This is a genomic window from Pseudomonas brassicacearum (genome assembly GCF_003732175.1).
Taxonomy (GTDB): Bacteria; Pseudomonadota; Gammaproteobacteria; order Pseudomonadales; family Pseudomonadaceae; genus Aquipseudomonas; species Aquipseudomonas brassicacearum_G.
Genome location: NZ_MOBI01000033.1, coordinates 11,942 through 38,285 on the forward strand (window position 1 = coordinate 11,942; position 26,344 = coordinate 38,285).

Sequence of the window (26,344 nt, forward strand, 5' to 3'; positions counted from 1 at the left end):
TATTAGCCCTATAGCCTGTCACTGCCGTCAACTCGATGCGGTATAGAAAGTCTTAATCCATGGAGTAAACAGTATGAGTCTGTCCAAAAAATTTCTTGTCGGCGCTGCCTTGACCAGCCTGCTGCTCGGCGGTTGCACCTCAAGAGTCACGGAGAAGGAACAGTACTCAGGGTTTCTTCCCGACTACAACAACTTGCAGGAAGTCACTACACCCAGCGGTGAGAAGGCCATGCGTTGGGTGACCCCGTCCTGGAACCCGAACACTTATGACACGGTGGCCTTCAAGCGATTGGAACTGTACCCGACACCACAGCCCAATGAACGGGTCAACCGCCAGACGCTGGACCAGCTGCAAACCTACATGACGGACAATGCCAAGCGCGCACTGGGCCAAAAGTACCGTGTGGTACCGAACCTTCAGTCGGCCCCCGCCGGTTCACGTGTCCTGGTCGTACGCGTTGCGATTACCGGGGTCAGCGCATCCAACGAAGGTATGAAATGGTATGAAGTGGTTCCGGTTGCGGCCGCGATAGGCGCGACTCAGGCAGCCACCGGCCACCGCGATCAAGAGACCGAGTTGTACATTGAGGCCGAGATGATCGACGCAAACAGTGGCCGGACCGTGGCCAAAGTAGTGCGCAAGGTCTTCGGTGAACAATTGAAAAATGCAAGCCAGCCGGTGACTGCCAACGACTTCAAAGTGGCGATCAAAAAACTGGGCAGCGATGTGCAAGCATTCATCAAATAGCAATGAACTGTTAGCCAGCTTCCAGTTTCGTGATACCAGGCCAAAAGCGGCGTCAGAAATCATCGACGTCGACGAGGCGAGCGTGATACTGGGTCAACAGAGCACGCCTTCTGTCTGAAGCCTGAGAACTATGGACGCATACCATGCGTCCTAACTCATGCAAACCCACTCTCATCGATGGAAGCCATCATGCATTTAAAGAAGACGAATTTCGTAGCTTTGATGACATGCGTAATGATGCTGGCTGCAGCGCCTTTACTCCCAATGTCCTCTGCCTATGCAAAAAGTGGTGGCGGCGGTAACAGTGCGGGTCACGGCAACAGTAGCGGTGCCGGCGCCGGTGGCCAGGGAATAGGTCATTCTGCTGACACTGACAGCAATGGCCGTAGCGAAGGCCTGGAAAGCGATCATGATGGTAAAGCAATCAGGGATCATGGCGTCAGTGGCAAGCACACCGGGAGTATTCGCCATGACAGCAAAGGTCATGGTTCGGCCACTTCAGGGATTGCGCACTCCAAAACTACACACGGAGTTACGAAGGCCACAGCGATCTCAAACACCACACCTGGCGATCACAATGAAAAGGGGCTGAGTAACGCTGCTACTTCGAGCACCAAACAAGATCAGTAGACCCGATCTTTACGTCTTCATGCCCTCGTATGATGCAGAAAGCCCGCCAGTTGCGGGCTTTTTCATTCCACCTCAGCCGACCTTGAACATCAGTTTCGGCTCATCGGTAGTTTTAAAGTTCTCTTGGTTCTCCGCCTTGAACCTGGAGAGCACCTGGACTGCACGGGGCGATTCCATGCAGTCAATCAGCGTGCTCACCCTCTCGTTAACCAGCCTTTTGGCTCGCCTGCGTTTCACGACCTCTTTCAGCATTTTGAACCAACGCGTTCAAGAGTTCTTCGGTATGGTTTATCGAATCACGTATCTCGTCAAACGCCTCATCCAGAGCTTTTTCGATTTCGAGTGCAGGAGATCCACGTAATGTCTCCTGTATTTCAAGCTCGTCCTGCTTGAACTGTGACAAGTTGGCGCGCACCCCCTCTAATTGAAGAGATATCTGTGAGATATGGTGTCGGCGGCGCTGAACCATGATGCTTCTCCTGTTGGGCTCCCATACCTATTTAGAACGCTGTCTGCAAAGAGATGTTCAGCATTTCCTGACCAAAGGATTCGGTCTCGGTAAAAGTCATTTAGGCACCAGATAAAGGTTCCCCCTTACTCAGCGGCAGCTCGTGGTGGATGTGTTTACGTGGTTCATGGACAACTCCGCCACACCATTCGTCGCCTATAAAAACGTGGAGCGCAATAGTGATCATGTCTGGCTTAGCGTTTGCAAAAGCCGGTCGTAGCAGCCCCGGAACGACGTAATTCTGACGCGGCGGCAATCCACATTAACGCTTAAGGACTCCAGCGATACGCTTGGTCAGTCACCGGAGATGTAACGTGTCAACTCTCAATGAAATCGCAGCGAACCACGCGAGAATGGCTAAGGCAAACGCAGAAGAGTCGACCGGGCTGAGTGAGCGACACCTTCAAATAGTGGGCAGCTTTGAAATCCCCTCCACCGATGCGCAACAGCACATTCCACTGCATCTGATCGCCGGAGTGCAGGACAACCACTTCGAACCGGCAACTGGCTACATGCTCTGACTGCGTTTGATCTCAATACCGGGTTGGTTCGTCACTGGTTTGTCGCAGGCCACACGGCCCCCGCCGCTCAGCGGGCTGCGGAGCCTACTCCGCAAAGGGGGTAAATATTGATATTTTGAACAGTGCGGGAGCAAAACTTGCTGTGAACTGATCGGGTTATCCGGGAGGGTGTCATGGCCACTGTTACCGATACGCTGAAGCTGTTTCTCGCGGGCGACGTCATGACCGCCCGCGGCATCGATTCAGTACTGCCGCATCCTGGCGATCCGCGGCTTTACGAGGCTTACGTCAAGAATGCCGGCGATTACGTCCGGCTGGCAGAAAGACTCAATGGATCGATTCCCCACCCGGTCGATTTCACCTATGTCTGGGGCACTGCGCTGGATGAGTTCGAACTTCGCCAGCCACACGCACGCATCATCAATCTGGAAACCTCGGTGTCCCGCCGCGGACGACCGGAGCCAAAAGGCATCAATTACCGCATGAGTCCGGAGAACTTCCCGGTCATCAGCGCAGCCGGCATCGACTGCTGCATGCTGGCCAACAACCATGTGTTGGACTGGGGGGAAGCCGGTCTGACCGATACACTAGACACCCTGTCGAACAACGGTATGTGCAGCGCTGGCGCCGGGCATAACCGGCAAACTGCCGAAGCGCCTGCCGTGCTGCTGCAGCCTGGCGGGCGGCGCTTGCTGGTGTTTGGCCTCGGCGCACCCGACTGCGGCATCCCGCCAGACTGGGCTGCCACGGACAGGCACGCGGGCGTCGCACGGCTGGAGGACCTGTCGACGCAAAGCCTGCACCTTGTGGCCAAACGGATTCTTGCGGGCAAAAAACCGGGAGACCGGGTGGTCGCGTCCATCCACTGGGGCGGCAACTGGGGGTTCGATATCCCACGGGAGCAGGTTCGGTTCGCCCATGCCTTGATCGACGAGGCCGGAGTTGACGTGGTGCACGGGCATTCCTCGCACCACATCAAGGGCATCGAGGTGTACCGCGAACGCCTGATTCTCTATGGCTGCGGTGATCTCCTGAACGATTACGAAGGCATCGAGAACCACACTGCCTTTCGCGGCGACCTGGGGCTTCTATACTTTGCCACCTTGGACCCAAGCGGGCTCCTGCAATCGCTGGACCTGATCCCCACCCGCCTCCGTCGCTTTCGCATCTGCCGCGCCGAAGGGGATGACTGTCAATGGTTGCACGACACCCTTTCTCGCGAATGCGCACGCTTGGGCAGCAGCATCCAGCCAGGCGCGAAAAATGCCTTCACGTTGTGCTGGTAGGAATTGAGATTGGCGAGACTGTTACCCACGTATTTCCCTGTACGAATCCCCAGTAACGCCCCGCCTCACTCGAATAGTAGCAACCCGCCGGATTTATCTGAATAACCTATGGGATCTCAACCGTCAGGGCTCCGACGCCCAGATAACATTCGAGCTATTGATAACCGGACACCGGTCAGGGTTGATCTCGCGTTCGCGATGAAGCCAGACCCTGGTTCGCTCGACATCGAATTTTCGCTCGTTCCTTTCCCTCTTAACGATGCCAGATACGCCGTAATGCCCGCACTCAGGACAGATCATTTCAATGCCATCCATTGCGGATTCAATATGTCGCGCGTCTTCCGAGCAGATCAAACACCACATGAGCCACTCCCGAGCACCTGTCAGTTTCCACGACCAAGCAATCTAGCCGCCAACTCATGCCCCGCCGCCGGGCATCATCGAACGTCTTCCAGGCGCTGACTTCTCGCCTACCTCACGGTGCAGGTTGTCAATTAATAGACCATTTCCAACCGTCACGCTACCTCGACAAAAAATTCCTTTCACCCACAGAAAAACCAGCAGCCCTGATCTCGATCAGACAGTTGTAAATACCCTCGACGGGTGTCGATCAAGTGACCGCCGGCCTCGCCTTTTGTCGCAAGTCGATTGACTGAGGGGAGCCTTTGGAGCCCAGTACTCAACGGGCCAGACCAGATCACAAGAAGAAAAAATCATGTCGAAAATAACGGTGATATCCGGTGACTTTCTGGCAGGCGATGCTGAATTTCAATCTGGATTTTTCACTCTGAAATCCGCATTGAAACCTTCTCTCGAATTAAAGATACCCCTGTCAAATCTGGAAACTCTGGAAACAGCAACCGAAGAAGTCGTCAACAAGAAAGGCAGCGTCATACGATGGAGTCTGGCGGGAGCATTGCTTCTAGGGCCGATTGGGCTAGTGGCAGGCTGGTTACTATGCGATACAGAAAGGGAAATAACTTTCTACGCAAAATTCAAGGATGGCCGCTGCTTGCTGGCCACCACTGATACCGGTACTTACTCAAAGATCTCTGCCTCTGCCCTCAAGTAACGCCCCCTCAAAGTCAGCCTCTATAGCGGCAAGTGTTCGCCCTGACCAGCAGCTGGCCACTCAGCATGTTTCCTGACGCATCGTGCCGCCGGCTCCACAGACATGAATCCCAAAACCGACAAAGCCCAGCACTGGGCCGGGCCGGGCTTTTTCATTCCGTTGAGCTTATCTTTTCGGAGGTTTTTTGAGGCCGTCCAATCGACCGCTCTCCAGCAAATCCTTGTACTTCAACGCCTCTGCTTCACTGTGATAGACGCCGACCAGAACATCTCCTTGAAAGACATCCCACATCCTGATTCCCGCGCTACTTGATTCATGAGACATGTGATGCTCATCGCGCTCTTTGATGATAATGACCATTTGCACATCCTCTGGATTGAGGCAGGTAAGGTATTTTTTACTCCAGTAATCTCCAAGATTCCATACCGATACGGGCTGCGCGTTGAGCGTCCCCTATCTGATCTGGGTCGTGGTCGCTTTCTTGATGCTCGTGCCCCCTGCGTGGGGCAGTGCCCATCGCTCATCGAGGGGGCAGGCATGATTCATGGGTCAATAGCGCTGTCGTCACTTGACCGCCTGCGTATTTGGCAATAAGCAAGATGCGCATATGGCGAAAACGAATACCCACGCTGAAAATACCTCAACGGTATAAAAAAAATAGAATACGCTAACTATTGATACCCACGTCTAATGGCAGGATTTCATGTTGACAAGGAAGGCTTCATTTTTTTCCGCTGGGTGGACCGATGCCAAACTCAAAGTCGGACACGTCATCCTCTTTGTTGCCATCGTATGCATCTCGCTGATAGCAATAAGTACATGGGGAATCTTCAACTCCCTGGAGTACCATTTGCACGACAAGGAAACCGAGATGTCAAATCTCTCGAAGACTTTATCGTCCAATATCGAGGCAACTCTTACGCAGGCTGACACAGTACTGATAGGCGTCAAGGAACGGCTGGAAACTGAAGACCGCGACGCAGACAACTTAAAAAAGCTGGAAGAGTTACTTAAAATACAACAAAAACGCCTGCCTCAAATACATGGCTTTTTTGTCTATGATGAGCAGGGTCGCTGGCTGCTGAATTCAAATGGTGTCATACCCGCTGGCGCCAACAACTCGGACCGTGACTACTTCATTTATCATCGCGATCATACGGACCCGGGACCTTATCTCGGCCCTTCCATACGCAGTCGTTCAACAAATGATTGGATCATGACGGTATCGCGCCGAATCAACCATCCAGACGGAAGTTTTGCCGGCGTCACAATCGCCACCATTTACCTCAACTATTTCCTCAGTCTTTACGAGGGTGTAGACACCGGAACGAATGGCCTCATCAATCTGGTGACCTCCAGCGGCAACATTGTGGTGCGCAAACCATTTCGCGACCAGGACGTCGGCATTAACATATCAAAAGGAGAAGTGTTCGCCCTGTTAAAGCCTGATGTAAATTCAGGCACGGCGACCATCAAATCGTTTATAGACGGCGTAGAGCGAGTCATAGGCTTTCGACGCATTAATGGGTACCCCCTTGTTGTCGTCGCCGAATTTGATAGAAATGAAGTACTGGCTGACTGGCGGAGCGAATCCCTTGCCAGCCTGATCATTTCCTCCATATTGTTAATAATCCTCAGTTTTATTGGCTATCGGCTCATCAAGCTCATGAGCCAGCAAATTCAAGCGCAAAGAGAATTGCAAGCCTCCCAGAAAGACTACATTGCCGCCAATAAGATTCTCGGTTTAATGGCCCTCGAAGATGGATTGACAAGGCTGGCCAACCGACGCCATTTTGATTTCTTTATAGAAGCTGAAGTTGCCAGGAAAAAACGCAAGAAACTAGACGGCACTGCACTGATCATGATCGACGTTGACCTCTTCAAGAGCTACAACGACCTCTACGGCCACGTACAGGGTGATGAGTGCCTGAAGGCCGTGGGCGCAATAATCAGAAAGCATGTAAACCGAACCGGCGATCTTGCCGCCCGGTACGGCGGGGAAGAATTTGCCGTTGTACTGTCAAATACAGATTATGTTGGGGCTTTCCTGCTGGCCGAAAAAATCCGACTCGATTTGGAGCACGCTAAAATACAACACAGCGATTCTCCACTAGGGGTGGTCACGATCAGTATTGGCATCAGTTCACTCTCCGAGCTGGAAGTCAACACGGTAGAGAGCTTGGTGGATATCGCCGACAAAGCGCTATACATCGCCAAGTCCAGCGGGAGAAACAGGACCGTCATTTCAAATTAGCAAGGATGACAGACGACAGTAAAAAGCAGCCAAACAGTGATTGCACGGTATCGGCGTCGCATCGCCACGGTGCAGCTGGCTGCTTTGTCACATCGAAGCAAAAACCTCCATCTAATCCGACGTTACCGATTCCCTGGAACGATTTGGCCGGCCGGCCATTTTCTCTTCGGCGTCGCGATGCAATAAGGAGACGTTGTAATCGTAGGTCGATATCAAGGGCACTGGTTCATCATTCCGAGCCATCTCAAGCCAACGCCTTGTGCGTTCAAGGTCAAAGGATTCGTGCTTCAACGTCATTTTCGCAACAAGATTGGCCGAAACCCTGAAGTGTCCACAACCGGCTGAGCATTTGACCTCTGAGCAGTCTCCCAGCGCGTGAACAGTCTTGGCGGTAGCCTGACAAATTAAGCACTTCATATGAGATCTCCCTATCGATGACTTCTCAACTGTAGTCGATCCTCGGCCGAAAACGAGAAAAGCCCTGCAAGCGTAAACTTGCAGGGCTTCTCGGTCAGGCTGACGCTCTCATCAAGCCGGGCAACCAATGGTTTTCCCGGCTTTTTGAACGCGTTGTGCTTATCGGATTTTATCAGTGGTCGAAGTCACTGCCTTACTCAAACCCTTTGCATTGTGATCTCCAGGCGTTGTCGCCGAGATCGCAGTCGCTTTCGTCACCCCTCGCGTTGCTTTCGAGTGTGCAATACCCGAAGTCACCGCTCCATGACCACGATGGTCATCGCGGTCACGTCCAACGTGGTCATCGCGATCGCGTCCAAGGTGGTCATCGCGATCGCGTCCAAGGTGGTCATCGCGATCACGTCCAATATGCTTACCGCTCAAGCCATGATCTCGAACAGCCCGGCCGTCGTGATCGGATTCCTGACCTTCAGCGCGACCATTGCTCTTGGCACCCGCCGAGTGACCTTCACCCCCGTGAGCACCGCCGCCGCTGCCGCCGCCATTTCCGCCACCACTGCCGCCACCACCATTTCCGCCACCATTACCGCCGCCGTGACCACCACCTTCTTTAGCATAGGCCGTGCCCATGACAGACAACCCGGCAGGGAGTAGAGGCGCGGCAGCCAGCATCAATACGCATGACATAACTGCGGCTAGCTTCTTGTTTTTCAAAGGCATGATAGATTCCATAATGGTTCGTTTTTTACGGATTGTCTGACAAAAGCAGTTGCCTGTAGTTCAGAACAAACGACGAACGGATCCATGCCCTACTGTTTGCCCAAGCGGCGGTTTTCAAGGCGCATTGCGCAGCCCTTTCTTGCTGGCAACCGTCAGGCCCTTAAAGCGGTCAGGAATGATTGCAGTGACCGCGGCCAACGTCAGCTTCAGCTCACTGCGGCCTCTGGCCAAGCTGATCAGAGTCGTTGCACTGCGGCTCGCGGATGGCCGTCGACCACCCGCGAGCCAGTACTATCAGGCCAGCAGCTTACGTTCGTCTTTACCGTACTTGAGCGATTTTTCGTCCGGAATCATCAGGCCGGTGTGCTCGTCGCGCCCTTGCAGGATGAAACGGGCGTCCGGCTTGCCCAACTGGGTGGCAGCCTGCTGGCTGTCGGCACCAATCTCGCCTTTCTTCATGCGGTTGACGATCACACCCACCGCCGTGTCGTTGAAGTCGCGCAGCATCCATGCATCACCGTCGCTGTCACCGGCCACCAGCACCGGGCCGTAGCCCTTCTGTTTCACCAGTACATTCTTGATGCCAACGGTCTTGCCCGGCCCGTAATTGAAGTGCCAGTCCGGTTGATAGCGACTGGTGTACTTGCCGTCTTCCATCGCCATGCGCAGGCCGATCACGTTCTCGGGTGGTACACCGTAGCCGTAATTGGGGTGACCGGCGAACACGCGCACTACGTCATCGATCGAGGCGGTGCTGACGTAGACGTCGATGCCGTTGGCGCGCAACGTGTGCATCAGGCCACGGATTTCCTCATGGATGCGAATGCCATGGAAGTGCGTGTCCGCCACCACGCCTGCCTTGCCCGGCAACGTGCGCGAACTCTCGTACTTGACCTTGCGCAGCGCGTCACCCATGGCGTAGTTGTTGGAGGCCTCGGCCATCGCCTGCAACTCGGCCGTGGTCATGTTCTTGTAGAAGTACAGAATCCACTTGTAGCCGATGTCCACCGGGTAGCTGTCGCAGATCGCGTCGTACATGAAGTAGAGCTTGGCGAGAAAATCCTTGTACTGCTCGCTGGCCTGGATCTCTTCCAGGCTTTTGTCGCCTGCAAGTCCCTTGTAGTTGGCGTGCAACCAACGGTAGTCAGCTTCAACGTCGCTGGCGATGTCTTCCATGGTGACCGGTTTACCGTCCACCGTGGTGTAGTCCTTCATGAACGCGCCGTTCGGCACGTCCTGGCGCAGCACGGCGGCGAACTCATCGGGCGTCAGCTTGTACTGCAGATGATTGATCTGGTAGACCAGCAACGCTTCTTCACAGTCATTCATGATGCAGGTGTTGTCCCAGTCGAACACCGCATACGGGCGCTGATCAGGACGGTAGGACGCGCTTTTGACGCCGTGTTGGTCGATCACCGCCTGCAAGCGCTGGGTGTTCAGTGGCGACCAGCGCGCCGGATCCAGCGCGCTCGGTGTGGCCGAGGGCGTGGCGGCTTGCGTTATACGGGAGGACAACAACAGCGGGGTTACGACGGAAACAGTAGCGAGGGTGTTCAGAAACTGGCGACGCTGCATGGTATAGCTCCTACTTCTAGACGATAGGTTACAACCGAGGCGATGGCGAAAGCGTGTTTCGAAAATAGGGACGAGGGGGGAAACCGTCCCGCGATGAGGCTAACTTCAAATACACAAAAAAACAATATTGCCACAATATTACATTTTGATGATTCGCAGACCGCGCCTGCCCCATGCTGATGGAGGCCGGGACAAACTTGACAGTGACCGACGCCCCTCCACAATGCGTGCTCGGACAGCGACTCAAACAGCAGGGACACTAGGCATGTGGCAAGAAGAGCGTTACCAGCGAATCCGCGCACTGCTATCGACCTTGCAGCGCGTCACCACCGACCGCATCGTCACGGAGCTGAATGTTTCACGCGAGACCGTGCGGCGCGATCTGGTCGCCCTGGAAGACCTTGGAGAATTGAAGCGGATACACGGCGGCGCCATTCGCGTCGAAGACGAAGCGCCCATCGCCGAGCGGGCGCACAGCAACGTCAAATTCAAGCGTGACCTCGCGCGTGCAGCGGTCGGCCTGCTGTCGCACGGACAGACCGTGTTTATCGACGCGGGCACCACCACTGTCATTCTTGCCGAAGAGCTGGCCAAGCTGGGCGGGCTGACCGTGATCACCAACTCGTTCAACGTGGCGCTGCAATTGCGTAACCCCGCCGCGTCGGGCGGCCAGCACAACGAGGTGATCGTGCTCGGCGGTTCGCTCGACGACCGTGCTCCTGCTACGGTTGGCGGCACCACGGTGGCGGAGATTGGCCGCTATCGGGCCGACCTCGCGCTGTTGTCGCCCGTCGGCATCGACGCCCAGCGCGGTGCCAGTAACTACGACCACCGTGAGGCCGAAGTGGCCCGCGCCATGGCCGAGCATGCCGAGCGCGTGGTCATCCTCGCCGACTACAGCAAGATCGGCGTGGAGAGCCGTGTAGCCTTCTGCCCGCCAGAGCGCATCGACGTGCTCATCACCAACCACAAGGCCAGCACCGAAGTGGCGTTCGCCGCTCTGAACGCCAAGCTGAAACACATTGTCCTGGCGTAGCTCACATCAGTGATGCTTCTCTACTGAAAGAGCGATAACGGACCTGGTTCGGTGTCCCGCAAGCTGGCTGCAGAAAGCCGAGTAAGGCCTGCCGTGTGTCATGCCAGGCTGCCGGGTGTTCCATATCGAGGAAGTGCCCGGCGTTCTTGATGGTATGGAACCGGGACTGACGGGCATGAGCGGCAAAAAGCCGGGCGTCCTCCACCGAAGTGTATTCATCCCATTCGCCGTTGACGAACAACAACGGGACTTCGATCGCGTCGGCACAGGCAGCGTAGCAGTGGATGTCCTGGGTCAGGATTTCATTGACGTGGAAATGCATCTGCCGGTATTCGTGTTCGGCCAGGCTGCTGACATGCCGGTGATTGAAACGCTTGAACAACGATGGCAGATGCTTGCCGATGGTGCTGTTGATCAAGTGCCCGACATTGGGCCGATCACAGGCCTGGAGAAAGTTCAGGCCGCTCTCCAGATAATCGCGCATCGGCGTATTGATCCGCGCTGCAAATGAATTGATCACCGCCTTCTCGATTCGACGCGGCCGCTGGGCCAGCGCCAGCAAGGTCGCCGCGCCGCCCCAGGAAAAGGACAGCACATGGTGCACGGAAAAGTGTTCGATCAATTCCAGCAGTATCTGCGCCTCGTCTTCCTTTCGGATCGGTTGGCCATGGAGGTTGTGCTGTCTCGACTGACCGGCGTAAGGCTGGTCGTACAGCACCACATTGAATCGCGGCTGCAGGTAACGCACCGTTTGAGCGAAGGATGCGGTAGTTGCCAGCGAGCCGTTGACCAGAATGATGGTTTTGTCAGCGGCGGCGTTGAGATAGTGCTCGGTATAAACCTTGTACTTCTTGCAAATCTCGACGATGGCAGTTTTCGGCATCATGTCATTTTCTTCCCTGAACAAATTGAACTAAGCGCACAGCGTGAGCGACTGCCCGGACGATCGTTGTGACTGATAAGTCACTGACTGACCAGAGGCTCAGAGTTAAGCAGGGATTTTCCCGTCTGCAAGGGCCCGAACGAGTTATTTCGTCGCCCCGTGACAAACGATGATCCGACACGCAATCCCGGCCTCTCAAACCTGATGCAGAGGCCTCGCCGGGGTTCGCTGCCATCGCATAACCCTTGCGCCTATGGGAAGATGTTTGCCGCCTTGAGTCGGCGATGAGTTGAGTCGACCCTCTACTTCCAATGCCTGAACTATCAATCATGAACCGGACCACACGCGTATCGAGCACCTGGACCAAGGCCCTTTGCAGGCTGTGTCTGTCGGTATCGCTGCTGATGACCTATAACGCGCGCGGTGCACCATTACCAGTTGAACTGTTTATCCCCGATGCGCCCCCATTGACGTTTGTCGATGATCCCAAAGGTCACGGAATCGTCGGAGACGCGGTCCTGATGGCCATTGCCAACGCCGGCTATGCCGCTCATGTACAGGCGCTGCCGTGGGCCAGAGCGCAAAAACACGTCAGTGAGAAGCAGGACATCCTGATAGCCCCGTTGTCACGTACGCCAGAACGTGAGGAGCACTTCAACTGGATCGCTCCCATCATGTCCATGGAGCGAGCTTTTTTCAGCCTTGACCGGCCAGTGAGCAGCTTCGCTGAAGCCAGGAAAACCTACCGAGTGATCGGTGTAGGTCTGGGCAGCGCACAAGAGGAAATCCTGCGCGCCCAAGGCTTCGACAACCGACAGATCTACCCGCTGACCATTGGCGACAACCCCGCGCAAATGCTCTTGAGAGGACGCATCGACGCCTGGTTCAACGGTGTCCCGGAGACTCGATACATTTGGCCGAAGGTGTCTCGACGCAAGCTGCTGATGAGTCCCGTCATGAACAGAACAGATCTCTATCTGGCTTGTTCGAAGCAATGTTCCCCTCAACAGGTACAAGACTTGCGCAAAGCGATTGAAACGCTTCGCAGTGACGGCACTCTGGGACGGATACAAAAGGGCTATTTGTCGCAATAAATGCTGCTTCGAATGCATGCAAGGGACGCCGGCCTGACCGTGTTTTGCCTGGCTCGCAAGCCGTGACCTCCGCTGAACGGTCAGCGTTGGTCAACGGCATGGCGTTCAGCAAAGTGGCCCCTCGAAGATCAAGAGCGAACCACCGAACCCGAGACCGGCAGATTTCCCAGCAGGTTGAGTCCCGTGATTTTCACAAAAGTCTCATAGTCCACCGGCTTCTCAATACGAGTTTCCGCATTGGGTAGCACATAAGCCCAGACACGCTTGGACGAAGCATCGTAAACCAATTTGAACAGGCGATCAGGCACCCAGACCTTGTTGTCGCCAATGGTGTTATGACCTGCATCAAAGAGCGGACCGGTGAAGACGAAGACGTTGCCATCGGCCCGCTGCGCGAACTTTCTGACATCAGACTCGACCTTGCTCCAGATCTTGCGGTTATTGGTCGGGTCTTGCGGCACCATGTTCGACAGGGCAAAGGACTGGGCCATTGCATGCGGATTCGGTGCATCGGCTGCCGGGGACTGATGGCCACGATCCACTGCCGGATGTTGGCCACGGTAGTCGCTCAACTCTGCCCGCCCGTCCTTGGGAATGCGTGGGTCCGGATAGAACTGATTGGTTCGCTCCTCTCCCTTGGCATCTGCCAGCTGGGCCGAATTCAGACGCTCAACCACAACCAACGGCGTCTTGCTGGTTTGCGAATACAGCACCGCAAAGTTGTCGGAACACAGGGCCAAGGGTTTCATCGTTGCAGGCACGCTGGCCATGCTGATCGGCCTGGCTGCCGGAAACAGGTCTGCGCACCCATCAAACGATGCCTGTTGCTGCTTGCTTGAATACAGGTCGATCGCCGCGCTCTGGCTGATTGAGCCTGAACGGTGCCCTTGTTCCTCGTGCTGGCTGGGCGGCTTGAGGAAATCCAGCAGGTTGCGAGCTTCTGCCGCACCGGTCGAGAACAAAACAAGGGCTGACAGCCCCACTGCAATTTTGCGTAGGTTCATGCTTGGAATCTTTGAGTTGGATTGAGGGAGGTTACTGGCGGCAAAGCCCTGAAATCGTCGGTGCGAAAAAAGAGGCCAATGCCCCTTTTTTCAATGTGGACAACATAATAGCGAGACTCGCACCTGGTGTCTGACCCATTGAAATCAAAGGAGTTTCCTTCACTCAAAAAACAGCAATGAACATGACCTGCCACGACGTGACCAACGACTCTGAAAGTCCGTGAAACCCTCCCGGGACTTTTTCGTTTCTGCGTCGCTTTTGCATTTCTGTGCGACAGATCTCACTTCAGGGACTCCCGTACCACTTCCTCATAGTGTTAGTTTGGAAATGTTTCTGTCTCATCGATCAGAAATTTCTCACAAACCACCTGCAAAGGAATGCCCCCAGCAATGGACTTCTCACTCAAGCACCTGGCCGCGACAACCTTGATGCTGGCCAGCCTTTCGGCGTTCACTACGTCAGCGCACGCCAACATCACACCGCTACAGAGCGCGACCATCCTCAAGACCTTCAATGATGCATCGGTCACGGATTTCAGGCAGTTCCTGGGCAGCCTGGCCAACAGCGACCTTGCCAAAACCGCCGACCTCGGCCCGGCAATCAGTGCTTTCCAGGGCAACAAGCCCCTTTCCCCTGAACAGCAGAACGAGATCCATCGCCTGCTTGGCATCTATGCGCGGGTGAAGTACGGCAACGCTGCCACCGAGACCCTGCGCGAACTGGTGGCAATCCCGACCTTCCGCGTGGATGGCGTCGCCCAGCACGAGAATCCCGAATTCATCAAGATCGCCGACAAGCTCAAGGGCCTTGCCCAGGCTTTCAACCTGAACTTTCGCAACATCGACAACCGCGTCTATGAAATCTCCCTCGAAGGTGGTGGCGATGAAGTCGTGGGCATTCACGCGCATGCCGACGTAGTCCCCGTGACTCCGGAGAACTGGGTCCTGAAAGACGGCACCCGACTCGATCCGTTCAAGGTCACCCAGGTCGGCGACCGCATGTATGGCCGGGGCACCGAGGATGACAAGAACGGTATTGTGGTGGCGCTGTATGCCATGAAGATCATCAAGGAAGAGAAGCTGCCGCTGGCGAGGAATTTCAAGCTGCTGGTGGACACCACCGAGGAAACCACCGGTGACGCCATCCCCTATTACTTCGAACACAACCCGACACCCAACTACAACCTGGCGCTGGATGGCGGCTACCCGGTGGTGATTGCCGAGAAAGGCTACGGCACCGTCATGGCGACCTTTGTCCGGCGTACCGCAGAGGGTAAAGGCGCCGAAATCACCTCAATGACGGGCGGTCTGGCCACCAACCAGATTCCGTCGACCTCGGTCGCCACCGTTGTGGGTGACAAGCCTGCCGAATTGGCCACCAGCCTGCAGAAGGCCGGCACTGATTATGCCAAGCGCAATGGCGGCAACTTCGAGGTGACCGCCAAGGTCGTCGGCAAGGACGTCAAGCTGACGGTCACCGGCGTTTCCGCCCACTCCTCCGAGCCCGAGTCAGGCGTCAACCCGGTGGCAAGGATGCTGGGCCTCATCAACAGCCTCGACGGTAAGGTCGCGCTCAAGCACAACCACATTACCGACGCCGCCCGCTATGCTGCCGACAACTGGGGCCTGGACTACCTGGGTGGCAAATTGAGGGTCGGTTTTTCCGATGCCTTCATGGGACCGCTGACCACGTCCCTGACCTATGTCGGGATGGATGACAAAGCCTTCAAGCTCGCGGTCAACCTGCGCGTGCCGGTCGGTAAATCCCCGGAGACGCTCAAAACCGAAATCGCCGATAAGCTTGGCGCCTGGAGCAAGCAGACCCATATTGCAGTGGCCTTCAACTACTCGATCGCCGAGCCGATGCACCGCAACCCTGAGGGTGAATGGGTCAAGGCCCTGCTGGCCGTGGCCAGTGAAAACCTTGGCATGGAACACAAGTTCGGCACTTCCGCCGGTGCCACCTCGGTCCATGAACTGCCCAATGGTGTGCAGTTCGGCCTGGCCAGGCCCGAGGTCAAGTACACCGGCCACACCGACAACGAGTTCAAGACCGTCGACCAGTTCCTGCTGGACCTGCAGATCGTGACCGAGATGCTGGGACGCGTCGGCCAGTTGCCGAAGCTCTGATCTGCCTTTCGGACCCGCTATTCTGGCGGGTCCACTTTTTTGATCGTCTTGATCCCGTTTAGAGGGTACTGGAACAAAAGAAGAGGCCGAAGTCGGTGCCTGCTCTTGAGTCATCGTACTCACCATTTCCTCCCTACAGTTTGCTCAGGAGTGGCCAGCGATGCGACAGACTCGTACCCAATGCCAATCTTCCAGCCCCCCCGACAAGAATCGTCGAGAAGATGATCAGCAGCAGCCAGGCGAACTGGCCCTCGGCCAGGCTCCACTCGGGATGAACCCGGACAACCGATACAACCAGCAAAAAGAGAACAGGCAGTGTCGCAAGGCGCGTCAGCAGTCCCAGTGCGATGAATATCGGACAAAACACTTCCGCGAAAATTGCCAGCGACAAGGTCAACCGAGCCCCCATGCCAAACGGGTCTTCGATCAACACCAGTTCGTGTTCAAAATTGAAAAGCTTAGGCAATCCGTGCACCAGCAACAGCATCAGTACACCGGTGATTCGTAACCAACACAGCGCCACATCCGATGCCGTCGTCGTATTCATATCCGTTGGCTCCCAACGCTCGCCCGAGTGCGCCTCTTCCCCATCAAGGAAGAGGCGCAATACAGATCAGTGACCTTCCGATGCGTTAAACATGGTTTTGGCATAAATCAAACCAAGACCGTAAGCGCCGCCATGAGCAATAGAGGTTTTCACCGTCTCGTTATAGGTGTCGCCGCGAGCCCAGTCACGCTGCAGTTCCAGGAGGTATTGAAGTGAGGTCATTGGACGCGCACCGGCTTGAATCATGCGCTCGATAGCGCGCTCATGAGCCTCATCCGAAACGTCACCGCAAGCATCGCAAATGATGTAGACCTCGAAGCCTTGTTCAAGCGCCGAGATCGCGGGTCCAACAATGCAGACCGAAGTCCAGAGACCGGCAAGAACGATTCGGTCGCGACCGATCTTGTTCACGGCGACGGCTATGCGCTCGTCTTCCCAGGTATTCATGCTGGTCCGGTCAATCAGTTCCTGACCGGCGAAGACCGAGGTGATTTCTTCAAACATGGGGCCCGAAAAACTTTTTTCGGCGACGGTGGTAAGAATGGAAGGAACGCCAAACTCCTTCGCTGCCTTGGAGATCAATGCGGCGTTATTACGAAGTGTGACAGCGTCGATGGATTTGGTCGCAAATGACATCTGCAACTGAAAGTCGATCAGGATCAGAGCGTGGTTGCTTGGATCAATCAGACCTTTACCTGGTACTGCTTTTGCGGTTGCCATAACACTTCTCCAGATACGTTTGAGAGGCGCCATTTTCGACTTCGTCACAGCAGTGCGATTGTATGGATGTGCGACTCTGGAAAAGTTTGTGCTGAGAAAATTCTTTCGCCAAGCATCTGGAGGCTGCTGTATTTAAAGCCCGCCCTCGGTCTGATCCAGCCGTTCACGCAAGAATTCAATCAGCGCATGCACCGGTCGCGAGCCCTGACGATGCTGCGGATAGACCGCCGATAACGTCAAAGGCCCGGGGCGGAAGTTGTCCAGCACCGGCACCAGCCGTCCGTCCTTCAAGGCCGAGCCGACAATGAAAGTCGGCAAATAAGTAATCCCCATGCCGGCGATGGCCGCGTCCTTGAGCAATTCACCGTTGTTGACCCGCATCCTTCCGGTGACGTTCACGGTCAGTGGTTTGCCCTGCCCTTCGAACCGCCATTGCACCTGACGACCGTGGCCGTAAGGCAGGCAGTCATGGCTGTGCAAGTCTTCGGGATGAACCGGCGTACCGAGCTCGGCCAGATAATCCGGGCTGGCGCAGTACACCCGCTGGATGGAAGCGAGGCGTCGGGCGATCAGCGTCGAGTCTTCCAGCACACCGATGCGCAATGCCAGGTCGTAGCCTTCTCCGAGCAAGTCCACAGGTCGGTCACTCAAGTCCACTTCCACCGTGACGTCGCGATAGCGCTGTAAAAACACCGGCAGCAGGCACCCCAAGTGCGCCACCGCGAACGACAGCGGCGCGCTCAAGCGAATGGTGCCGCGAGGCTCGCTGGTCTGGCCGGCGATGCCCTGCTCCACGTGTTCGACTTCGCTGAGCAGGCGCAAGGCCGACTCGTAATAACTCTGCCCCAGGGGCGTGACATCCAGCCGCCGGGTCGAGCGGTTGAGCAGGCGCACGCCGAGGCGCTCCTCCAATTGCATCAGCCGGCGGCTGACGAACTGCTTGGACAGGCCCAACTGATCGGCCGCCGCCGTGAAGCTGCCGGAGTCCATGACCTGGCAAAAAATACGCATGTCTTCGAACGGGTTCATTGTCACTCCCTGGTTGACAGTTAAACGCTTTATAGCCGCTTTTTCACATCCAGGCACCTCATTAATCTGTGCTCACGGTGTTGCTGAGACCTGAACCCCAGCGTCACAGCAGCCCGATCCCAAGGCATAAAAACTCAAACGATTGAAAAAGGAATTGACCATGAGCATCAAGACAGCCCTCACCACTTCCCTCCTCGCCCTGTCCATCGGCAACGCTTTCGCTGCCGGCAGCCCCGCTGTCGAACACAACACCCAGGCCTTCCTCGAAGCCCTCGCCGCCGGCGGTGGCAAACCGCTGGAGCAACTGAGCCCGAAAGACGCCCGCGCGGTGCTGACCGGTGCCCAGGCCTCGGTGAAGGTCGATCTGTCCGGTGTTGAAGTCAGCGACAAGGCGATCAAGGTCGACGGCCAGACGATCAACCTGAAGGTGGTGCGCCCGGCCAGGGCCAAGGGCGAATTGCCGGTGTTCATGTTCTTCCACGGGGGCGGCTGGGTGCTGGGCGACTTCCCGACCCACCAACGCTTGATTCGTGACCTGGTGGTGGGCTCCGGGGCAGTTGCCGTGTACGTCGATTACACCCCGTCGCCGGAAGCCCACTACCCGACCGCGATCAACCAGGCCTACGCCGCCACGAAATGGGTGGCCGAGCACGGCAAGGACATCGGTGTCGACGGCAAGCGTCTGGCGGTGGCCGGTAACAGTGTCGGCGGCAATATGGCGGCGGTGGTGGCGTTGAAGGCCAAGGAACAAAACACCCCGGCCCTGCGCTTCCAGTTGCTGATGTGGCCGGTGACCAACGCCGGGTTCGATAACGGCTCGTACCAGCAGTTTGCCGAAGGCCACTTCCTGACCAAAGGCATGATGCAGTGGTTCTGGGATAACTACACCACCAGCCCGGCCGAACGCGCGCAGATCCATGCCTCCCCCCTGAATGCCAGCGCCGAACAGCTCAAGGGCCTGCCCGCCGCGCTGGTGCAGACCGCCGAATTCGACGTGCTGCGTGACGAAGGCGAAGGCTACGCCCGCCACCTCGACGCGGCCGGCGTGCCGGTGACCTCGGTGCGCTACAACGGGATGATTCATGACTTCGGCCTGCTCAATCCGCTGAGCCAGATACCCGAAGTGAAGGCAGCAGTGCGACAAGCGGCGGCTGAGCTCAAGACGCACCTGAACTAAGCCAGGGCCCTTCCCCCACAGCGATGTGGGGCGAAGGGCTTTTTTGTGGGAGCGAGCCATTCACTCTTTTCCAGCGGAGCTATTCCATGACTTTCATGTTTGCCCACCTGCTGTCCTGGAGCGCCCTGCTTCTGGTGCTCGACGCTCTGCTCTGGCACCTCGTCCCGTTCAAGCACCGCGCACCGCGGGTCGGTGTGCGTCTGGTGTTGTTTCTGGCGTTCAATGCGCTGGTCATCAATGCCGGCGTCAGCCCGTTGCAGGCGCCATTGTTCGCCGATGACCGGGTTGCACAACTGGGCGCCACGGCACTGGGGATTCTCTGGTGGCTGTACGCCGCGCGGGTGCTGACCGAAGTGATCGGTCTGGTCCTGATGCGCCGCATCGGTCACAGCGGTCGGTTGTTGCAGGACGTGATCGGTGCGCTGGTGTTCCTGGCCGCCATTGTCGCTGCCGCCGGGTATGTGCTGGAGCTGCCGGTCAAAGGTTTGCTCGCGACCTCCGGGGTGGTTGCCATCGTGGTCGGTCTGGCGTTGCAGAGTACATTGAGCGACGTGTTCTCCGGCATCGTGCTCAACACCACCAAGCCCTATCAGGTGGACGATTTCGTGAGGATCGACGGCGTCGAAGGCAAGGTGCTTGATATCGACTGGCGCGCCACCCATCTGCTGACCAGCGCTGGCACCCTGGCCGTGGTGCCGAACTCGGTGGCGGCCAAGGCCAAGATCGTCAACCTCAGCCGCCCGACCAACCTGCACGGCGTGTCGATCAGCATCAAGGTGCCGAACCACGTCCGTCCGCGCCGGGTGCTCGATGCCCTCGACCGTACTCTGCAAGGCAGCAGCAGCCTGTTGCTCGATCCGGCGCCGAAAGCGCTGCTCAAAGAGGCGGGTGAAGAAATGTCCGAATACGTGGCCAGCGGTTTCATCGCCGAACTGGGCAAGAAAGGCGACGTGCGCAATCAACTGTTCGATCTCGCCCATCGGCACCTTGAAGCGGCGGGGATCTCGCGGCATCCGGACGGCGTGATCGAACCCTCGACTCGCGCCCGCGCGCTGCTCGATGAAGTGAAGATTTTCCGCTCGCTTAGCCATGAAGAGCGTGACCGCCTCGCCGAATCGATGGTGCCGCAGCAGTACACCGCCGGCCAGGTGGTGCTGGATCTGGACGAAGTGCCGGACAGCCTGTTTGTGATTGCCACCGGTGTCGTCAGCGCCAGCGTGTCCGATGGCAATGGCCTGACCGAGGCAGGCCGCATGGGGCCGAGCGAAGTCATGGGCGAACAGAGCATCCTTGCCGATACACCGTCCCAGGCGACGTTCACCGCGCTGACATCCTCCATCATCTACCGTCTCGACAAGAACCTGACCCGCCAGTGCATGGAGCAGCGCAGCGAAGTGGGCCAGGCGTTGAACACGTTGCAGGCAGTACGGCAACAGAACAGTCGGTTGGCGTTGATGGCCAAGCCTGTGCAGGTCAGGAAAGGTGGATTTCTGGGGTGGTTGCAAAAACGTTGAGCACAAAAATGCCCGCACATCGGCGGGCATTTTTTTCAGCAGATTACTTGGCCGTGAACTTGGTATAGCTATTAATCAAATTGCGATAGTTCGGCAGGCGCTGCGACAGCAGATTCGCCAGACCTTCCATGTCATTGCGCCAGTCGACTTGCAGCTCGCAGGCCACCGCAAACCAGTTCATCAGATGCGCACCGGCGGCCGACATCCGTGCCCACGCCGCTTGTTGCACGGTGGTGTTGAAGGTGCCGGAAGCATCGGTGACCACAAACACTTCAAAACCTTCAGCAAGCGCCGACAGGGTCGGGAACGCCACGCACACGTCAGTCACTACACCGGCGATGATCAGTTGCTTGCGACCGGTGGCCTTGATGGCTTTGACGAAGTCTGCGTTGTCCCAGGCGTTGATCTGGCCAGGGCGGGCAATGAACGGCGCGTCCGGGAATTGCTCTTTGAGTTCCGGCACGATCGGGCCGTTCGGGCCGCTGTCGAAACTGGTGGTGAGGATGGTCGGCAGGTTGAAGAACTTGGCAATGTCGCCCAGCGCCAGGACGTTGTTCTTGAACTCGTTCGGGCTGAAATCCTGCACCAGCGAGATCAGACCGGTCTGGTGGTCGACCAACAGCACAACGGCATCGTCTTTGTTCAGACGCGAGTAAGGAACGTTGCTCATGTGAAACTCCTCGGTGGATGGTTGTTGCGGGGAGCGCCGGTCACGAAGGCCGGCGCTTTTTATCGGAATCAGAAGGCGAAGCAGGAACAGCCGAACGCGCCCCAGAAACCGGCGAAATCGCTGACCGGCGCATTCGAATGCCGCGCCTTTTCATGGCTGTGCGTATGCACCGCGCACGGGCCGCTGCAATGGTGGACCTGAGCCTGCATCGGCGAATTCGGGCGCCAGTGGCCGGGGACTTTCATCACCGGCGACCAGTCCGGCAGCACCGGCACGCTGGCCGGCCCGAGTTTTTCGAAGTCGCTGGCGGCGTACACAACCTTGCCGCCGACCACCGTCAGTACCGACTCGATCCACTTGATCGCTTCTTCCTCGACGCTGAAGAAGTCCGCGCTCAACGCTGCCAGGTCCGCCAGTTGCCCAACCTTGATCTGGCCCTTCTTGCCCTGTTCGGACGAGAACCAGGCGCTGCCGTGGGTGAACAGTTCCAGCGCAGTGGTGCGCGGCAAGCCTTCCTCGTACAACGCCAGACCACCGACGGTACGACCGCTGACCATCCAGTACAGCGAGGTCCACGGGTTGTAGCTGGAAACGCGTGTGGCGTCGGTGCCCGCGCCGACCGGCACGCCCTCGGCGAGCATGCGTTTGATCGGTGGGGTGTGCTCGGCGGCTTTGCTGCCGTAACGGTCGACGAAGTATTCCCCCTGGAACGCCATGCGGTCCTGAATCGCGATGCCGCCACCCAGCGCCTTCACCCGCTCGATGTTCTGCGGAGTGATGGTTTCGGCGTGATCGAAGAACCATGGCAAGCCATTGAACGGAATGTCGCGATTGACCTTCTCGAACACATCGAGCATACGGCTGATGGATTCGTTGTAGGTGGCGTGCAGACGGAACGGCCAGCGTTGCTCGACCAAGTGGCGAACCACCGGTTCCAGTTCCTCTTCCATGGTCTGCGGCAGGTCCGGACGCGGTTCGAGGAAGTCCTCGAAATCCGCCGCCGAAAACACCAGCATTTCACCAGCGCCGTTGTGCCTCAGGTAATCGTCGCCCTGGTGCAGGGTGACGCTGCTGGTCCAGTTCTTGAAGTCGGTCAGCTCTTCCTTGGGCTTCTGGGTGAACAGGTTATAAGCAATGCGAATCGTCAGTTGCTGGTCCTTGGCCAACTGCTCGATCACCGCGTAGTCGTCCGGGTAGTTCTGGAAGCCGCCGCCAGCATCGATAGCACTGGTCAGGCCGAGACGATTGAGTTCACGCATGAACTGACGGGTCGAGTTGACCTGATAGTCCAGCGGCAACTTCGGCCCTTTGGCCAAGGTCGAGTAAAGAATCATCGCGTTCGGACGGGCCACCAACATGCCGGTCGGATCGCCGTTGGCGTCGCGCACAATCTCGCCACCCGGTGGGTTCGGCGTGTTGCGCGTGTAACCGACAACCTTGAGCGCTGCGCGGTTGAGCAAGGCGCGGTCGTACAAGTGCAAAACGAACACCGGCGTATCCGGCGCAGCCTGGTTGAGTTCTTCAATCGTCGGCATGCGCTTTTCGGCGAACTGGAATTCGTTCCAGCCACCGACCACCCGCACCCATTGCGGCGTCGGTGTGCGATCGGCCTGATCCTTGAGCATGCGCAAGGCATCGGCCAGGGATGGCACACCTTCCCAGCGCAGTTCGAGGTTGTAGTTCAAGCCGCCACGAATCAGGTGCAAGTGCGAGTCGTTGAGGCCAGGGATAACGCAGCGGCCCTTGAGGTCAATAACCTGGGTGCCCGAACCGCGCAAGGCCATGGCCTCGGCATCGGTACCCACCGTGACGAAGCGGCCGTTGGTGATCGCGACCGCACTGGCAAGGGGCTTTTCACGGTCAACGGTATGAAATTGGCCATTGAATAGAATCAGATCGGCGTTCATCGCGTTTCCTCAGGCAAAGTGGAATGGGACTGGTCGGCTGTCAGCCAGGGGGCGAACAGTCGGGTCGCCATGGGCATGAACAGGTACACCACCGAGAGCACGATGGTCAGGGTGATCAGGAAGGTGGCGATCACGTAATTGGAGAGTAAAGCGTTGAGTCGCAGTACTGGCCCCCAGATCAGCGGCACCAGCAGGGTGTGCGGCAGAATCACCATCAATGTCAGCACCGCCTGCTTCCAGCGCGGTGGTGGTGATGCGGCATCAGCCAGCGGTGAAAACCAGAATTCATTGATCGGCTGGACCTCGGTCTGGTCGCCGTCCGCCAGCATCGGTGCGGCTTCGTTGACCAGCTCCAGCCGTTGCGGCGAATCAAGCCAGCGCTGCATCGCCTCGGTGGAGCAGAAGCGCAGCACGCAGGTGAACATGTCGAGGCCGGCATTCTTGCCGCGAATCACGTCCACGCCCAAATGTCCCTCGCGCTGCCCGGCGATACCGACAATGCGCCGCAACCAGGCTTCATAAGGTGCTTCAAAACCGGCCTTGATCCGGTGTTTGACGATCAAGGTTACGACCTCATCGAAACCCGGCCGCGCGGTTGCAGTGTCGAGGCGATTGGAATCAGGCATAACCGAAAGCTCCGGCAAAACGATCATTGAGCATAGCCCAGTTGAAAAACACCGACGTTGATGCGCCGATAACTGATTCGATAGTGCCAATGCCAGGGCACAAAAAATTGAATGCACGTGCTCTCTTTGCGACCCGGCCTTCAGTACTGTCTAGGGGGTTGTGATGTTCAAGGGTTCAGACATGTGCTGAGTGATCCGCGAACGTAACCAGCGCTCTGCCGGGTCGTTATCGTGAACGCCACTCCAGGCCATCGACAGTTGCGCCGCATCGATGGGAAACGGCGGGTCTTCGGCTCTCAAGGCACACCCTTCAACCAGCGCACACGCCGCGTAGTCGGGCACGGTGGCGATCATTTCGGTACCGGCGAGCATCGCCCGCAAACCACTGAATTGCGGAACCCCCAGCACCACTCGCCGGGTACGACCGACCTTGGCCAGATCAAGGTCGATGTTGCCGCTCAGGTCGCCAGAGAACGACACCATCGCGTGGGGGCGCTGGCAGTATTCATCGAGCGTCAGCTCACCGGGCCGGTTGTCACCGCGCAACACTTTGCAGGCGATATCACGCAGCCTCTTGCGCTTGGCGTTGGCCGGCAATTCGGTGGTGTAACTGACCCCCACGGAAATCTCCCCCGATGCCAGCAAGGCCGGCATCAACAGATAATTGGCCCGACGCACTACCACCACAATTCCCGGCGCCTCCTGCTGCAGCTGACGCAACAACGGCGGGAACAAACCAAATTCGGCATCGTCCGAAAGGCCTATGCGAAACACATCGCAGCTCGTTGCCGGATCAAACTCCTTGGCCCGGCTGACGGCACCCGAGATGGTGTCCATCGCCGGTTGCAGCTCTTTAAGAATCGCCAAGGCTCGCGCCGTTGGCTCCATCCCGCGACCGTTGCGCAACAGCAGCGGATCGTCGAACAAATCCCGTAAGCGGCCCAGCGCAGCGCTCACGGCCGGTTGTCCCATGAACAGTTTTTCAGCCACACGGGTCAGGTTCTTCTCGAACATCAACGCCTCGAAAATCACCAACAGATTCATGTCTACGCGGCGCAGATCGTTACGGTTCACAGGCACAGTCCCATTGTGTTTTCAGCCAGGCACGAATCAGTTGGACTTCACTCGATCATCGGCACTTTGGCCGCCCGCTTGTAAGGCCCGTATTCGATAGGCACCCACTGAAAACGTCTATCCACCGCGGTGATGTGACCTACACCCGGAAACGGCAGGTGCGCCGCGGTCACCCAAATTTTGCTCGTCGCCGCGTCGGTAAAGACTTTGTCCCGGCTCTTGATCGCCTGCTGACTGTCGACGTCGAAGCGGATCGAGACTTCGGGATGCTCGAACTGCACCGCCAGGTTATGCACCAGATCGCCCATGAACAGAATGCTCTGGCCCTGGGAGGTGAAGCGGTACGTGGTGCTGCCCGGCGTGTGCCCGGCTTCCAGTTCGGCATCGACGATACCCGGCACCGGTGACTGACCGGCGTCGAAGGTCTTGAAGCGCCCCGCGGCAACGTACGGCGCGGTGGAATCCTGGGCGATCCTGAAAAACTCCTTGGCACCGGCGGGTGCTTTGGCCATGGCCTGAGGATCGAGCCAGTAATCGGCTTCCGCCTTCGCCGCGTAGACCGTGGCGTTGGCGAACACCGGTTGCTGCTTGTCGTCCACCAGTCCGCAAACATGGTCCAGATGCAGGTGCGTGAGCAGGATGGTGTCGACCTGCTCCGGCTGATAACCGGACGCTTTCATGTTCGCTGCGAGCATGCCGGCGGTGGCTCCGATGCACTGCCCCGCGCCGGTGTCCACCAGGATCAGCTGCTTGCCGGTATTGATCAGAAAGGCGTTGAACGCCGTCTGCACCCCCGGTGTTTCAATCGAGCGACGGGCCAGTAATGCACGGATCTGACTCTGGGTCAGGCCATTGAGCAGATTCGGCGACAGATCGTTGTAGCCATCGAACAGCGCCGTCACTTCGTAATCGCCCACCGCCAGCCGGTAGTAACCGGGTACCTGAGTGGCCATCTGGGTCGGCGCCTGAGCCAGGGCGCCAGCCGATGTCAGCGCCAATGCCAGACCGAATCCGCTCAGCGTGCACTTCAGAGAATGCTTCATGCCTTCACCTTTGATCGAGTCAGAAAAAGCGGCCATCCACACGCCCGCCAGATGGGCTAAATCATGCACTCGTCCCACACCTCGAAAATTGCAGCCATGTGCTGAGTCAGTGCAATTGTTGGCTGCCGCACGCCCACGGAATTAACAACGTTTAACTCG

25 protein-coding genes are annotated in these 26,344 nt (G+C 57.4%); 11 read left to right on the forward strand and 14 right to left on the reverse strand.

Annotated elements, in window-relative coordinates; translation table 11 throughout:
* Nucleotides 1–73: 73 nt before the first annotated feature.
* Both BK658_RS27410 and BK658_RS30495 read left to right on the forward strand, forming a co-directional pair.
* Nucleotides 74–748 carry a DUF3313 domain-containing protein gene (locus BK658_RS27410; RefSeq protein ID WP_123585030.1) on the forward strand — a complete coding sequence of 225 codons (675 nt, stop codon included), beginning with the start codon at nucleotides 74–76 and terminating at the stop codon, nucleotides 746–748.
* A gap of 189 nt (nucleotides 749–937) precedes the next feature.
* Nucleotides 938–1,378, forward strand: coding sequence for a hypothetical protein (locus BK658_RS30495; RefSeq protein WP_123585031.1), 441 nt, complete (start codon nucleotides 938–940; stop codon nucleotides 1,376–1,378).
* Between the two features lie 205 nt (nucleotides 1,379–1,583).
* On the opposite strand, the gene BK658_RS27420 is transcribed toward BK658_RS30495, so the two are convergent.
* A complete protein-coding gene (locus BK658_RS27420; RefSeq protein WP_123585032.1) occupies nucleotides 1,584–1,847 on the reverse strand; it encodes a hypothetical protein in 264 nt (87 codons plus the stop codon).
* A 353-nt stretch (nucleotides 1,848–2,200) separates the two neighbouring features.
* Between BK658_RS27420 and BK658_RS27425 the strand changes: the two genes are divergently transcribed.
* The 3 genes from BK658_RS27425 (at nucleotide 2,201) to BK658_RS27440 (ending at nucleotide 4,765) form a co-directional block, all read left to right on the forward strand.
* Complete coding sequence (locus BK658_RS27425; protein ID WP_123585033.1) at nucleotides 2,201–2,407, forward strand: hypothetical protein; 207 nt, start codon at nucleotides 2,201–2,203, stop codon at nucleotides 2,405–2,407.
* 173 nt (nucleotides 2,408–2,580) lie between these two features.
* Complete coding sequence (locus tag BK658_RS27430; protein WP_123585034.1) at nucleotides 2,581–3,693, forward strand: CapA family protein; 1,113 nt, start codon at nucleotides 2,581–2,583, stop codon at nucleotides 3,691–3,693.
* 715 nt (nucleotides 3,694–4,408) lie between these two features.
* A complete protein-coding gene (locus BK658_RS27440; protein WP_123585036.1) occupies nucleotides 4,409–4,765 on the forward strand; it encodes a hypothetical protein in 357 nt (118 codons plus the stop codon).
* A 165-nt stretch (nucleotides 4,766–4,930) separates the two neighbouring features.
* Here the strand turns inward: BK658_RS27440 and BK658_RS27445 are convergent, their stop codons facing one another.
* Nucleotides 4,931–5,125 carry a hypothetical protein gene (locus BK658_RS27445; protein WP_123585037.1) on the reverse strand — a complete coding sequence of 65 codons (195 nt, stop codon included), beginning with the start codon at nucleotides 5,123–5,125 and terminating at the stop codon, nucleotides 4,931–4,933.
* A gap of 343 nt (nucleotides 5,126–5,468) precedes the next feature.
* Here BK658_RS27445 and BK658_RS27450 point away from each other — a divergent pair, with 343 nt between their 5' ends.
* The gene (locus BK658_RS27450; protein WP_123585038.1) at nucleotides 5,469–7,019 is read left to right on the forward strand and encodes a sensor domain-containing diguanylate cyclase; all 1,551 of its coding nucleotides are present in this window, start codon (nucleotides 5,469–5,471) and stop codon (nucleotides 7,017–7,019) included.
* 576 nt (nucleotides 7,020–7,595) lie between these two features.
* On the opposite strand, the gene BK658_RS30500 is transcribed toward BK658_RS27450, so the two are convergent.
* Nucleotides 7,596–8,156, reverse strand: a complete 561-nt coding sequence (locus BK658_RS30500; protein ID WP_259740155.1) for a hypothetical protein — start codon at nucleotides 8,154–8,156, stop codon at nucleotides 7,596–7,598.
* A 294-nt stretch (nucleotides 8,157–8,450) separates the two neighbouring features.
* On the reverse strand, nucleotides 8,451–9,731 hold the full coding sequence (locus BK658_RS27465; RefSeq protein ID WP_123585040.1) for a haloacid dehalogenase-like hydrolase: 1,281 nt from the start codon (nucleotides 9,729–9,731) through the stop codon (nucleotides 8,451–8,453).
* Nucleotides 9,732–9,996: 265 nt separating this feature from the next.
* Between BK658_RS27465 and BK658_RS27470 the strand changes: the two genes are divergently transcribed.
* Complete coding sequence (locus BK658_RS27470) at nucleotides 9,997–10,767, forward strand: DeoR/GlpR family DNA-binding transcription regulator (protein ID WP_123585041.1); 771 nt, start codon at nucleotides 9,997–9,999, stop codon at nucleotides 10,765–10,767.
* Nucleotide 10,768: 1 nt separating this feature from the next.
* Here BK658_RS27470 and BK658_RS27475 read toward each other — a convergent pair whose 3' ends face one another.
* Nucleotides 10,769–11,653, reverse strand: a complete 885-nt coding sequence (locus BK658_RS27475) for an alpha/beta fold hydrolase (protein ID WP_123585042.1) — start codon at nucleotides 11,651–11,653, stop codon at nucleotides 10,769–10,771.
* Between the two features lie 326 nt (nucleotides 11,654–11,979).
* Between BK658_RS27475 and BK658_RS27480 the strand changes: the two genes are divergently transcribed.
* Nucleotides 11,980–12,744, forward strand: a complete 765-nt coding sequence (locus BK658_RS27480; RefSeq protein WP_123585092.1) for a substrate-binding periplasmic protein — start codon at nucleotides 11,980–11,982, stop codon at nucleotides 12,742–12,744.
* Nucleotides 12,745–12,872: 128 nt separating this feature from the next.
* Here the strand turns inward: BK658_RS27480 and BK658_RS27485 are convergent, their stop codons facing one another.
* Nucleotides 12,873–13,748: a DNA/RNA non-specific endonuclease gene (locus BK658_RS27485; RefSeq protein WP_123585043.1), complete on the reverse strand. Its 876-nt coding sequence runs from the start codon at nucleotides 13,746–13,748 to the stop codon at nucleotides 12,873–12,875.
* A 390-nt stretch (nucleotides 13,749–14,138) separates the two neighbouring features.
* Here BK658_RS27485 and BK658_RS27490 point away from each other — a divergent pair, with 390 nt between their 5' ends.
* Nucleotides 14,139–15,878: a dipeptidase gene (locus BK658_RS27490; protein ID WP_123585044.1), complete on the forward strand. Its 1,740-nt coding sequence runs from the start codon at nucleotides 14,139–14,141 to the stop codon at nucleotides 15,876–15,878.
* A gap of 133 nt (nucleotides 15,879–16,011) precedes the next feature.
* Here BK658_RS27490 and BK658_RS27495 read toward each other — a convergent pair whose 3' ends face one another.
* The 3 genes from BK658_RS27495 to BK658_RS27505 form a co-directional block, all read right to left on the reverse strand.
* Entirely contained in the window at nucleotides 16,012–16,425 is a 414-nt protein-coding gene (locus tag BK658_RS27495; RefSeq protein WP_123585045.1) for a DoxX family protein, read from the reverse strand.
* A 66-nt stretch (nucleotides 16,426–16,491) separates the two neighbouring features.
* Complete coding sequence (locus BK658_RS27500; RefSeq protein ID WP_123585046.1) at nucleotides 16,492–17,145, reverse strand: hydrolase; 654 nt, start codon at nucleotides 17,143–17,145, stop codon at nucleotides 16,492–16,494.
* Between the two features lie 132 nt (nucleotides 17,146–17,277).
* On the reverse strand, nucleotides 17,278–18,174 hold the full coding sequence (locus BK658_RS27505; protein ID WP_123585047.1) for a LysR family transcriptional regulator: 897 nt from the start codon (nucleotides 18,172–18,174) through the stop codon (nucleotides 17,278–17,280).
* Between the two features lie 160 nt (nucleotides 18,175–18,334).
* On the opposite strand from BK658_RS27505, the gene BK658_RS27510 reads away from it, so the two are divergent.
* Nucleotides 18,335–19,351, forward strand: coding sequence for an alpha/beta hydrolase (locus BK658_RS27510; RefSeq protein WP_123585048.1), 1,017 nt, complete (start codon nucleotides 18,335–18,337; stop codon nucleotides 19,349–19,351).
* 86 nt (nucleotides 19,352–19,437) lie between these two features.
* Nucleotides 19,438–20,865 carry a mechanosensitive ion channel family protein gene (locus tag BK658_RS27515; protein WP_123585049.1) on the forward strand — a complete coding sequence of 476 codons (1,428 nt, stop codon included), beginning with the start codon at nucleotides 19,438–19,440 and terminating at the stop codon, nucleotides 20,863–20,865.
* 43 nt (nucleotides 20,866–20,908) lie between these two features.
* Here the strand turns inward: BK658_RS27515 and ycaC are convergent, their stop codons facing one another.
* The 5 genes from ycaC to BK658_RS27540 form a co-directional block, all read right to left on the reverse strand.
* Entirely contained in the window at nucleotides 20,909–21,535 is a 627-nt protein-coding gene (ycaC, locus tag BK658_RS27520; protein WP_019690857.1) for an isochorismate family cysteine hydrolase YcaC, read from the reverse strand.
* Between the two features lie 68 nt (nucleotides 21,536–21,603).
* Nucleotides 21,604–23,442, reverse strand: coding sequence for an amidohydrolase (locus BK658_RS27525; RefSeq protein ID WP_123585050.1), 1,839 nt, complete (start codon nucleotides 23,440–23,442; stop codon nucleotides 21,604–21,606).
* Nucleotides 23,439–24,068, reverse strand: coding sequence for an antibiotic biosynthesis monooxygenase (locus BK658_RS27530; RefSeq protein ID WP_123585051.1), 630 nt, complete (start codon nucleotides 24,066–24,068; stop codon nucleotides 23,439–23,441). The genes BK658_RS27525 and BK658_RS27530 overlap by 4 nt, the downstream gene beginning before the upstream one ends.
* 150 nt (nucleotides 24,069–24,218) lie before the next feature.
* The gene (locus tag BK658_RS27535) at nucleotides 24,219–25,142 is read right to left on the reverse strand and encodes a LysR family transcriptional regulator (RefSeq protein WP_123585052.1); all 924 of its coding nucleotides are present in this window, start codon (nucleotides 25,140–25,142) and stop codon (nucleotides 24,219–24,221) included.
* A 47-nt stretch (nucleotides 25,143–25,189) separates the two neighbouring features.
* Nucleotides 25,190–26,185, reverse strand: a complete 996-nt coding sequence (locus BK658_RS27540; protein ID WP_123585093.1) for an MBL fold metallo-hydrolase — start codon at nucleotides 26,183–26,185, stop codon at nucleotides 25,190–25,192.
* Nucleotides 26,186–26,344: the final 159 nt, after the last annotated feature.